We start from the raw sequence: 11017 nt of genomic DNA on the forward strand, positions 1-11017 counted from the left end.
TTTCGATGAATTAGGCGAGCGCAAGCCGCCTAAACATCTGAAATCGCAAGTGAGGGGGTCGGTTCGTCGTGCCACCATCACCGATCCCCTTACCAACAAAATCTGAGGTTTAGCCCTGATCGCTCTCAAGCCCTCGATTTTGTAACCTCTCCCACAATGGGGAGAGGGGTCGCCCCCCTCACAACCCATCGCCCGGTTTCCACGCTCTTGGCGCCTTGCCCGGCTCAACCACATAGAACCCGTCAGCCGCAACCTTCTGCCACTCCCCGGTATCACTCTGCGGCCACGTCACACGGACCTCGGTCTCAGCCAACTCCCCAAGGCCGAAATGCCACCAGCCAATCTTGCCACTGGCATGGCCGCCGCCGATGGTGATCTCTCGGCGCTGGACCACGTCGCCGGTCTTCACCTCGATAAAGGCGCCGATGGCATCCTGGTTCGGCCCGTCCTGGCGGAGCGCGATCTGGAGAAAGTGCCCGGCGCCTTCGGTTACATTGCGCCAGATCTCGACGGGCGAGCCCTGGTTGACGACCAGCAGATCAATCCGTCCATCGAGATTGAAGTCGGCAAGCGCACCGCCCCGTCCGGTCGCCACGCTCGCCACGCCGGCCTTGTCGCCCATTTCGGTGAACTTGCCATCGGCGCCCTGGATAAGCAGGTTGTTCGGGTCCTTTTCGGCGAAATCCGGCATCTTGGCGACGTTGCCCTTGGCGATGAAGAGATCGGCGCGGCCGTCATTGTTGACGTCCTCGAAATCGGTGTGCCAGGCCGTCGACGGGCGAATTTCACCGCCTGTATAGGGCCTATGGGCGGTCGCGCCCTTGGCGAAGGCAACATCGGCATAAGACGGCTTCGGCTTGCCGTCAGCGGGGACTTCGGCCAGCTTCTGCAGCTTGTTGTCGGCCATGCTGGTCAGGAAATATTCCGGGTAGCCGTCGAAATCGAGGTCGCGGCTGGCGATGCCCATGCCCCAGATGCGCAGATATTTCCAGCCTTCGGCTTGGGTGTAGAGCACCGGTGGCTGGCCTGCCGGCATATGCCACATCTGCTCCTGTCCGCCCTTGTAATATTCGCGATCGTTGGAGACACGCAGCGACGGCGTGCCGGATCGGTCCCAATCGGTGAACAGGATCGACAGCGGGCAAAAGGAGGGTTTAAGCGGCAACGGTGGCGCGAAACCCGGTTTGCCGTCGGTTGCGGGGCGTTGCAGCCAGTTGTCGGTGCAGGAGCCCCAGGGCTCGATATCCTCGAAACGGTCGATATAATTGCCGACGGCAACTGTCGGCCAGGTCGCGCCCTTTTCCCAGGTGGCGGAGAAAGCGGTCGACCAGGCATCACCGCCGTCGAATTGCCAGGACTCGTTGGCGCGCCCGAAGCGGCATTCGCCAAGACCCCGCATCACGACGTTTTCGCCGGAACGCAGGAGGACGACATCCTCGACGCCGTCGCCGTCGATATCGAGTGGATAGGCACCGATGACCTTTTCGAGTTCGAGGCCGGACGGCTTCTCCTCGAATTTCAGCGGACCGCCGGGCGTGCTGCGGTTCAGATAGAATTTCGCCTTGTCCTCGCCGCCGGCCAAAACGAGATCGGGAAAGCCGTCTTCGTTGCAGTCGAAGCTGCCGGCACCGCCACCGACCATGAATTCCCAATCGCCGCGATAGGTGCTCGATATCCCGCTTGTGGCAGTCTCGTCGACATAATGCGGCACGAGGGGGCCGTCTGCGGCATTGCCTGGCGAGACGGAGAGCGGCAGGGCGAGGATCGCCGCTGCGAGACGGATGAGGTGCCGGACGCCGGTCATGAGCGCGTCTTCAGGGCGACGGCACGCGCGCCGATGCAGCGCCCCTGCTCAAGACCGCGATCCACGGCGGAACGGAAGTGGATGCCGCCATAAAGGCGCGAGATCCCCGCCTCTTCGGCGGCTGCCCAGAAGCTCTTGAACGGCCGGTTCGGCAAGCTGTCCTTTTCGTGGGTGCTGTCGGTGAAGGCGTAATTCTCGCCGAAAAAGGCCGTGAGGACCGTGGCGGCAGCGCCCGACTGGGTGGAATGACCGCTTGGATATTCCGGGAAGGGCGGCGTGATCAGGATGGGCTCCCACTTCGGATCGATCACCCGCTTGATGTAGGTGACCGGGCGCAGGAGATCGTATTCGAATTTCGTATGCCAGCAGCCGATAAAGGCATCGGCCAGCGTCACGCCGAGCCGGGCGAGCAGATCGGCGTGATCTGCGGCACTTGCCTTGCGCTCGTCCAGTTGCTTCAGGGCGATCGCCATCCAGTGACCGGGTGGGGTGGGCGAGAGCATGGGATCATCGGACCAGAAGCGGGCGATGGCGCGCTGCTCCGGGGTGAGGTTCTTCACCGTGTCGTAGACTTCCAAAGCTTCCTGGTAGAAGACCGAGCCCTTTTCCTCGCTATAGGCCGGCGGGGCGGGCAGGCCGCAGGTGCCGCCTTCCGGCATGGCGAAGGGACGGTTTTCGCCCCATTTCGGCAGAAGCGGCATCTGTTGCTGGTTGATCTGGCTGGTCGGCACCCAGTGTGACGGGCCCTTGGTGAGGGCGAATTCGAGGGGAAAGCCCATGTTCTCAATCTTTGCCCCGCCATCGCCTTCGGACCAGGCGAGGATATGGGCCGTGACGCTTTCGCCATAGGCGGTGCTGCGGGCGACAAGTTCGGGGGACAGGCCTTCGTCGAGGTTTGACGCCATCTTTTCGCTGAAGCGCTTGAGCGCCCGCTGGCCGGTCGGGCCGGTATTGCTGAACAGGACCCTGGCCGCGGAACCGAGTGCTGCATTGACGACAACCGCCTCGTCATAACTTTCGCCGGCGATCCGGGCAGGAACGGGGGTGAGGCCGTTCAGCTGGCCGGCCAGGCTGATCATGGTCGTATCGCCTGACGCGAGCGCCTCATAACCGGTGACGCCGAGATAGGCAAAGGCGCGGCTGGCGACGGGGGGCGAATAGGTGGGCGTGTGGCGCACCAATTCGAGCATCAGGTGATACCAGTCGCGGATCACCTTGTCGGCGCCGACAGGCGCGGCGGACACGGGTGCGGCAAGACAAATGGATAGAATGAAAAATATAAGTGCGCCGAAGCGTTGCAACCCTGCGTTCATTTGCCCCCTCCCCGAGGTCCCTGAAGCTTAATCAAAACGATTAGATGCGATTAAGCACGGGTTTTGACTGCCCGCAAGGGGTGTGGAACCGGGGCTTCAGATCCAGCCGATCGCCCGCCCCGCAAGGCTCGCGGCGAAAAGCACGAGAAAACTCGCAGCGACCCGACCGAAGAGCAGCGGGTTTGCGACGGCCACTCGACGCAGGACCGCTGCACCGAATGTGAGCCAGCAGAGGGCGACGAGCACCACGAGGCCGGAGAAGAGGGCGAGATAAGGGAGCGGCGCGGCGAAGCCGTCCGGGATACCGGGGAGAGCCGGCGGGATTAAAGCAAGGCCGATGATCAGACCCTTGGGATTGAGGATTGTGGTCACAAAGACACCGAGCGCACCAATGGCACCCGGATCATCCACTGTCGGCGGGTGGCTCCAGAGCCGGATGGCCAGCAAGAGAACCCAGACGGTGGAGGCGAGCTTGACGATGAGGGCGGCCATGGGCTGGCCGGCGAGGATGGGGGCCGCGAGGAAGACCAGCGTCGAGATCGTGATGAGATAGCCGGCGAGCTCGGCACCAACCAGCGGCAGGGCGGCTTTCAGACCGCGTGCAGCGCCCGCGACCGCCAGCAGCGTGTTTGTCGGGCCGGGGGTGAGGAGGAGGAGCAGGACGGCAAGGGCAAAGGCAGGCAGAGACACGGGGGGCATTCTCCAGAAGCGATGCATCCCCCTAGCAGCGGCGCAACGCGACTGGCTTGATATGCGTCAAGCGGATCGCTCCGCCGCGCCTTAGCCTCGGATCGTCGCGACCCAGGCGCGGGCAAGCGCGAGGCCTGCTTCATCCGACAGGCCCCCGAAACGTTCCGCCAGTTCGTCGTGACGCGCCGCCCAGCCGGGTTCCTTCCGATCGACAACCTCCGGAAACTGGGTGAGCCAATCGCGGACCACCGTGCGGTTGGCCTCGAAATGGAACTGGAAACCATAGGCCGCGCGGCCCATGCGGAAGGCCTGATGGCGGGCGCTTTCGTTTTCGGCAAGGTGGAGCGCGCCTGGCGGCAGGGTGAAGGTATCGTCGTGCCACTGGAAGGAGAGGAACTCGTCCGGCACGGCCGCGAGCACGGGATCGGCCTTGCCATGGGTCGTCTTTTCGATGCCGCACCAGCCGAATTCGGGGGCAGCGCCGATCAGATTGTCGGCGCCATAGGCACGGGCGAGCAACTGGCTGCCGAGACAGATGCCGAGCAGGGATTTCTCGCCGTCACCAAAGCGACGCATCAGATCGGCGAGATGCGGCAGGTATGGGTGCTTTTCGTCATCGCGGGCATTCTGTTCGCCGCCGAAGACGACGAGGGCGTCAAAATCTTCCGGTTGCGGCAGCGCTTCGCCAGCATAGGCGCGGATGGTGACGGTTTCGACTCCGGCCTCTGCCAAGGCTATGCCGACCTGGCCGGAATGGGTGATCCTGGAATTTTCGACGATGGCGACGCGCATGGGGACTCGGGAGCATTTTGGCTGTTGAGAGTGAAAAGAGCATTGCATGCGCAGTCCCGCAAGGGCGCCCGGCGGCATTTGCCGGGCGCTTCACGTTATTCCCTGGAAAAGAATCAGAGGGTTTTCGGCAGTCGCGCATCCACCGAATGGGCGTTGCCGCCCCGGATGACGAAGTAGAAGGTCATCGCGGCCCAGAGCAGCGACTTTTCGGCGCCGGAAAAACCTTGGCCCATCTGGATCCAGTGGAAGTAGACCGTGACGAGCAGCACGATCGTGGTAGCGAATGCGGCAGGGCGGGTGAGAAGACCGATCGCCAGCAGGATGCCACCAAAGAACTCAGTGGCGGCGAGCAGCGGCGACCAGAAGACGCCGGGATAGAAGCCCAGGCCTTCGACCATCTGGACCGCGCCGAAGGGGTCGACGATCTTGCCCGCACCATGGATGACGAGGAAACCGCCGGCGACGACACGCAAGAGCGTTTCGGCAAATTCGTGGGTCGAGCGGTAGAGCGGTGCAAGTGCTGGGATGACGAGACGTTCGTTACGGATGGACATAGAGGCTCCTGTGCGGACAATGAATGTTGGCCCATTGCCGACACCCGCCGCGGATGGCAAGACGCTGCGGATCAAAACTTGATATTCTGAGTTGACTTCATCGTGAAGCAGAGGAGCCCTGATGGACAAGCCCCGGATTTCGATCACCTATTGCACCCAGTGCAACTGGCTTCTGCGCTCCGGCTGGATGGCGCAGGAACTGTTGCAGACCTTTGGCACGGATCTCGGCGAAGTGGCGCTTATTCCCGGCACCGGCGGGATCTTCGAGATCAGGCTGGGTGAGGCGCTGATCTGGGAGCGCAAGCGCGATGGCGGCTTTCCCGGACCGAAGGAACTGAAGCAGCGGGTGCGCGACGTGATCGATCCCGAACGGGATCTCGGCCATGTTGACCGGGCGGGTAAATCCGAGGGACTGGACACCTGATCCGGGGAGGCGGGGTCGCGCAGACGAGCCCGGATAAGGAAACGGGCGGCACACATGCCGCCCGCCTCTCATGTTTCAGCTTGGCTCAATAGAAGGGCGAGCGGCAGGTCTTGTAATATCCGCTTGACGACAGGAACTCGTTGGTTCGCGGATTATAGGAACGGTAGCGGTTGAGGCACCACTCGACATGGCGGGCCCAGACATTGCGGGGCGGGCGATAGCCCGGCTCGACGTAAACAGGCGGGCGCGGACGCGGGCGGTAGACCGGTGGGGGGCGATACACCGGCGGCGGACGGTAACCCGGCTCGTCATAGACCGAAGGCGGATAGTAACCCGGCGGCGGGGGCGGCGGATAACGCGGCGGGCGCGGCCGGTTCCAGGTTTCGTAGCAGCCGGAGAAATCACAAACGAGATCGACCTTCTCGATGCCAGCCATGCCGGCCTGTGACGGACTGGAAACCAGCGGGGCGATCGGTGCCGGCATCGCGGCCTCGGCGACGGGTGTAACGGCCTGGGCGCCGATCAGCGCCAGTGCCATGACGGCAAGCCTTGTTTTCATAGCGACATCCTAACTCGATTCCTTTTGCGACAGCCTTTCAGCCGCCGCATCGACCAAACCAGTCAGCCGTTTGATCACGGCTTTTTCACGACGATGTCAGCGCCATTTTATGCGACATCCCCTGACAGGCAGGGGTTGCGGGCCAATGGCACCTTGTCGCCGTACCGCGGTTTTTCTGGACCGACATGAAAACTTCAAAATGTCGGTTGACAGGCCAGAGCAGTCGCTTTACACGGCTCCTCGTCGCCCAGATGGCGGAATTGGTAGACGCGCCAGCTTCAGGTGCTGGTACTCGAAAGGGTGTGGAGGTTCGAGTCCTCTTCTGGGCACCAATTTCCTTTCAGAACAAGGCTTTGCCTTTGGCTGGAAGCATCATAAAAAGCCCGGTTCGCCGGGCTTTTTTGTTGCCTTTTTTCAGGATTGCGGAAATCCTTCCCGCTCACGCCGGCGCCATTCCCCCTGCCTGCGGCAGGCGGCCTACACCCCACAAAGGATGCTTCATGGAAGATACGGTTGCCATCGAGAGCCGCAGCGAATTTGCCCTCTGGGCGATCGAACGGGCCAAGGAGATCGTGGCGCAGGAAGGCACCGCGCTGGCGCTTGCGGCGCGGGACATGGACGAGGAAGGATTGCGCGACGCCGGCCAGAAGCTTGGCAGTGCAATCAGCGATGCGCTTCTGGAAGTCTTTGATGGATTGCTCGGCGACCAGGGCTGAACCCCGGTCTTTTCGTCAGTCGATGTTACGCGGATTGACACCCGGATACCACATGCGGCCATGGGACGGCGGCTCAGTGCCCTGATAGACGATGCCGTCCTTTTCGCAGCGATAGACGGTATAGGGCAGCGTGTCGCGCAGGCTGCGGCCGTTGAAGTTGCGGGGAGCCGCGAGGCCGGTTTCGCAAGTGTAGCCGTCATCCAGCGGATCCGGCGACTGCGGCTTGACGCCGGGCAGATCGTGGAAGGTTTCCGATCCGGCCTTGCTCCAGGCGACACCCTTTTCCGCGGCGACCACCGGTAAAGCGGCGGCCAGCGGCAAGGCGAGCGCCACAGAGGCGACCACGGCCAAAGACGCCAGCCTCACAAGGCGGAAGGTGCGCGGCAAAGATGAAACGAGCATCGGCATGGCGGGACATTCACTTTTGACGTCAGGGACATGCTCGATATAGGGATCTTTCACTCCAGACCCAAGATCGGCGCCCATCACGTTGCAGCGATGGGACGACGATAGCCCGTGGGGGTGCCGTAGAGCCAGCCGATGCGCTCGATGGCATCGGCCAGTGTTTCACGCGCGACCGTCATGGTGTGGCCGTTGGCGTGGATCATCATGACCTCGTCTTCCATGATCGCGGCATGGCCCTTCCAGAAGACGAGATCGCCGCGACGCAACTCTTCCCGCGTGATGGGCAGACCCAGTCCTGCCGCCTGCATATCGCTGTCTCTCGGCGCCTTCAGGCCTGCCATTGCCATCGACAGCTGGACAAGGCCCGAACAATCAATGCCGAGACCGGATTTGCCGCCCCAGAGATAGGGGGTTTCCAGGAAAAGCGCGGCGACCGAGACGAAATCATCAGCCGGCGGATCGGACAGCGGCCGCAGGTGGCGCAGGATGAGCGCGCTGCCATCGGCGAGCAGGCCGTAGCGGGTGCCGCGGGTTTCCGCCTCGCCGACCACCGTGACGCGGCTTCCCATGGAAATCGTGTCGCGGCGGGGAAAACGCAGGTCTGGCCCCGGATAGAGGAAGGTGCGGGGGACGCAGACGACGTGGGTGGTGGCTTCAGGGGGCCCAAGCGCATCTTCCGGCAAGTAACCGACATAACCATCGGCCACGGCCTGGACCCACGCGATGCCCCCTGCCCGCTCGAAAACGCTGACATCTTCGCCGAGCAGAAGCTGGGTATCGATCCCGGCGGTCATATCGGGCGTCGGGTGAAGGTCGACGACGGGCAAGGCGATGCGGGCGAGCTCCGGTGTGACAAAGCGTGTCGCCTGGACCTTACCCTCCAAGGCGGCATCGGCGAGATCGGGACGGAAGGCGTGAAGGCGGCGATCGAGGGTGGTCATGAACAGTCTCCGTCAGCCGAGTATGCGGCCTTTGGCGATGATGCGATCGCCGAATTTTTCGAGGAAAAGCGCGCCGCCGACAGTGCGCTTGACGATAACGCTTCGGCGATCGAGCGGGTCTCGCACCCGGTCGACCAGGCCCATCTCGCCCAGTGTATCGAGCGCGCGGGTGATGACCGGCTTGGTCACCTTCAGCGTTGCGGCGAGCCCGCGCACGGTGTGCGGCGGGGGCACGAGATAGATTTCGAGCAGCACCGCCAGCTGGCGCATGGTGAGATCGGGGCCATCATTCTGGACCTGTTCCAGGGTCACGCCATGCCAAAGGCCGAGCGCCTGGGTTGCCGTCAATTCAAGGGCCATCTGATGATCCCGCGTCCTGGCCGGGGCTGTCAGCGCCCTCGGCCTCTGATGCTATCATTCCGGCAAAGGAATGATTGTGCAAGAGGGCTCAAGCCCAGCGGCGCTGCAACAGGCGGTAGAGGGCGCGGATGGCCTGGGCCTCGCCACCGACGGGGCCGTGGGCGCGCTCAGACTGTGCCCAGCCGAAGATGTCGAAATGCGCCCAGGCGCGGCCCGGCGAGACGAAGCGCTTCAGGAAGAGGGCCGCCGTGATGGCACCCGCCATGCCGCCAGCAGGGGCATTGGTGAGATCGGCGATCTGGGCTTTCAGCATGCGCTCGTAGCCCTTGTGCAAAGGCAGGCGCCAGAGCGGATCGTCCACTTCCAAGCCGGCATCGGCGATGTCGTGGGCGAGGTCTTCGTCATCGGTGAAGAAGGGTGGCAGATCCGGGCCGAGTGCCACGCGGGCAGCACCGGTCAAAGTTGCCATGTCGATCAGGAGATCCGGTGCTTCGGAGTCAGCATAGGCCAATGCATCGGCGAGGATGAGGCGGCCCTCGGCGTCGGTGTTGTCGATCTGGACCGTCAGACCCTTGCGGCTCTTGTAGACGTCGCCCGGGCGGAAGGCATTGCCGGCGATGGAATTTTCGACGGCGGGGATGACGACGTGGAGATCGACCTTCAGCTTGGCATCCATGATCATCAAGGCGAGGCCGAGCACATTGGCGGCACCGCCCATGTCCTTTTTCATCAGCAGCATGGAGGCGGAGGGCTTGATGTCCAGACCGCCGGTGTCGAAGCTCACACCCTTGCCGACGAGGGTCAGCTTGGGATTGCCCTTCTTGCCCCAGCGCATTTCGATGAGCCTTGGTGCAACCGTTGAGGCACGGCCGACGGCATGAACGAGCGGGAAGTTCTTTTCCAGGAGTTCGTCGCCGGTGATGGCCGTGACCTCAGCTTTGTAATGGGCGGCAAGGCGGCGGACGGCGTCTTCGATGTCGGCCGGGCTCATGTCATTGGCGGGGGTATTGATGAGGTCGCGGGCGAGATAGACGCCCGCGATCTGGCGCTTGATATCGGCGGCATCGGCATCCTGCGGGATCAGCAGGCGCGGCTCGGTGATGCGTTCCGAGCGGTAGCGATCAAAGCTGTAGGCGCCGAGGCCGTAGCCGAGGAGAAGCCGGTTCGCGGTGAGCGGAGCCGTTTCGATATGCCATTCGCCGGCGGGCAGAAGGCGGGCGAGTTTGCCGGTCAGGAAAGGGTTTTCCGAGGGGTTGGAGCCCAGGCCGAGCAGCGCACCGCCGAGATGGCCGTCTGCCGTCGGGATCAGCAGAAGCGCGCCAGCCTCGGCCTTGAAACCGGCTTTTTTCGCCCAGTCGAGTGCCAGGGGCTCAAGCGTGCCCGTCTCGACATGGGCGGGCGTGACCGCGAAGACAGGAAGCGTCTTGCCGCCCTTGGTGCTGAAGGGGGTCGGTCGGTCGATATACTGGAACGGGGGCATGGCAGGGGCTTTCTGGAGGGGAATCGCGATGGGCCGATTAACACTCCGTTAGGGTTAACAGATTATTGCTTGAGCGGAGATTACGCCGTGCTTCGGTGCCGGCGATGACACGACATTCGGAGCGAACCGCCATGCTCACCCGGCATATTTCGAAGCACAGACATGTTCAGATCCTGGCGACGGCCGGCCTGGTGCTGGCGGTGCTGGCGACCTCGGGATGTTCAACGACGCGCGACAAGATGACGACGGGTTCCATCCCGAAGATGAACAAGGCCGTCGACAGCATGAGTGAGCCGGAACTGGCGCGCGCAGCCGAGAGCATGGGCCAGGCCTATGACCGCAATCCGAAGGACCGCAATGTCGGGCTTTCCTATGCCAATGTGCTGATGATGTCGGGGCGCAATGCGCAGGCATTGGCCGTGATGCAGCAGGTGGCGATCGCCAACCCGACCGACCGCGAGGTGCTGGCGGCCCTTGGCAAGGCGCAGGCGGCGGCAGGCCAGCTGGAAAAGGCGCTCGGCACGATCAACCGGGCGCAGACGCCCGACCGGCCGGACTGGCGGCTCTATTCGGCGGAAGGGGCTGTTCTCGACCAGCTCGGCCGGTCCGACGAGGCACGCGGGCGCTACCGGATGGCGTTGCAGATCCAGCCGAACGACCCGAGCGTGCTTTCCAATCTCGGCATGTCTTATGTGCTGACCGGCGATCTGAAGACGGCGGAGACCTATCTCCGACAGGCCTCGCAGCAGCCGGGGGCCGACAGCCGCGTGCGGCAGAACCTGGCGCTGGTGATCGGGCTGCAGGGGCGCTTCCAGGAAGCTGAACAGATCGCCGCGCAGGAGCTCAATCCGCAGCAGGCGGCGGCGAACCTGCAATATCTGCGTGGCATGCTGTCCCAGCAGAATTCCTGGCAGCAGCTCGCTTCGCAGGACAAGACGAAGAAGAAGGGCTGAGGTCCCTGCCCTCGTCTGAGGCGGCG

General features: G+C 63.4%; 13 protein-coding genes and 1 tRNA gene. 4 read left to right on the forward strand and 10 right to left on the reverse strand.

Features of this window, described 5'->3' with window-relative positions; translation table 11 throughout:
* Positions 1-178: 178 nt before the first annotated feature.
* The 5 genes from ASE36_RS07630 to ASE36_RS07650 all read right to left on the reverse strand — a co-directional run bounded on the left by ASE36_RS07630 (position 179) and on the right by ASE36_RS07650 (position 5153).
* Entirely contained in the window at positions 179-1804 is a 1626-nt protein-coding gene (locus tag ASE36_RS07630) for a CRTAC1 family protein (RefSeq protein WP_062277220.1), read from the reverse strand.
* The gene (locus ASE36_RS07635) at positions 1801-3117 is read right to left on the reverse strand and encodes a vanadium-dependent haloperoxidase (protein WP_062277223.1); all 1317 of its coding nucleotides are present in this window, start codon (positions 3115-3117) and stop codon (positions 1801-1803) included. Before ASE36_RS07635 ends, ASE36_RS07630 begins: the two co-directional genes overlap by 4 nt.
* Positions 3118-3213: 96 nt before the next feature.
* Positions 3214-3807, reverse strand: coding sequence for a LysE family translocator (locus ASE36_RS07640; RefSeq protein WP_062277226.1), 594 nt, complete (start codon positions 3805-3807; stop codon positions 3214-3216).
* A 90-nt stretch (positions 3808-3897) separates the two neighbouring features.
* Positions 3898-4599, reverse strand: coding sequence for a type 1 glutamine amidotransferase (locus tag ASE36_RS07645; protein ID WP_062277229.1), 702 nt, complete (start codon positions 4597-4599; stop codon positions 3898-3900).
* Positions 4600-4712: 113 nt separating this feature from the next.
* The gene (locus ASE36_RS07650; protein ID WP_062277232.1) at positions 4713-5153 is read right to left on the reverse strand and encodes a DoxX family protein; all 441 of its coding nucleotides are present in this window, start codon (positions 5151-5153) and stop codon (positions 4713-4715) included.
* Between the two features lie 121 nt (positions 5154-5274).
* On the opposite strand from ASE36_RS07650, the gene ASE36_RS07655 reads away from it, so the two are divergent.
* Positions 5275-5577, forward strand: a complete 303-nt coding sequence (locus ASE36_RS07655; RefSeq protein WP_156378585.1) for a SelT/SelW/SelH family protein — start codon at positions 5275-5277, stop codon at positions 5575-5577.
* Positions 5578-5662: 85 nt separating this feature from the next.
* Here ASE36_RS07655 and ASE36_RS07660 read toward each other — a convergent pair whose 3' ends face one another.
* A complete protein-coding gene (locus tag ASE36_RS07660; protein ID WP_062277238.1) occupies positions 5663-6136 on the reverse strand; it encodes a BA14K family protein in 474 nt (157 codons plus the stop codon).
* 245 nt (positions 6137-6381) lie between these two features.
* Between ASE36_RS07660 and ASE36_RS07665 the strand changes: the two genes are divergently transcribed.
* Positions 6382-6468 (forward strand) — tRNA-Leu (locus ASE36_RS07665).
* Positions 6469-6636: 168 nt separating this feature from the next.
* Positions 6637-6852, forward strand: a complete 216-nt coding sequence (locus ASE36_RS07670) for a hypothetical protein (protein WP_062277241.1) — start codon at positions 6637-6639, stop codon at positions 6850-6852.
* A 15-nt stretch (positions 6853-6867) separates the two neighbouring features.
* Here the strand turns inward: ASE36_RS07670 and ASE36_RS07675 are convergent, their stop codons facing one another.
* From ASE36_RS07675 to ASE36_RS07690, 4 genes are all read right to left on the reverse strand, one after another.
* Complete coding sequence (locus ASE36_RS07675; protein WP_062278197.1) at positions 6868-7260, reverse strand: hypothetical protein; 393 nt, start codon at positions 7258-7260, stop codon at positions 6868-6870.
* A gap of 77 nt (positions 7261-7337) precedes the next feature.
* On the reverse strand, positions 7338-8198 hold the full coding sequence (locus ASE36_RS07680; protein WP_062277244.1) for an NlpC/P60 family protein: 861 nt from the start codon (positions 8196-8198) through the stop codon (positions 7338-7340).
* A gap of 12 nt (positions 8199-8210) precedes the next feature.
* Positions 8211-8558, reverse strand: a complete 348-nt coding sequence (locus tag ASE36_RS07685) for a MarR family transcriptional regulator (protein ID WP_062277247.1) — start codon at positions 8556-8558, stop codon at positions 8211-8213.
* A gap of 88 nt (positions 8559-8646) precedes the next feature.
* Positions 8647-10038, reverse strand: coding sequence for a leucyl aminopeptidase family protein (locus ASE36_RS07690; RefSeq protein WP_062277250.1), 1392 nt, complete (start codon positions 10036-10038; stop codon positions 8647-8649).
* A gap of 131 nt (positions 10039-10169) precedes the next feature.
* On the opposite strand from ASE36_RS07690, the gene ASE36_RS07695 reads away from it, so the two are divergent.
* The gene (locus tag ASE36_RS07695) at positions 10170-10991 is read left to right on the forward strand and encodes a tetratricopeptide repeat protein (protein WP_062277253.1); all 822 of its coding nucleotides are present in this window, start codon (positions 10170-10172) and stop codon (positions 10989-10991) included.
* Positions 10992-11017: the final 26 nt, after the last annotated feature.

This window comes from Rhizobium sp. Root274 (assembly GCF_001429245.1).
Lineage (GTDB): Bacteria > Pseudomonadota > Alphaproteobacteria > Rhizobiales > Rhizobiaceae > Allorhizobium.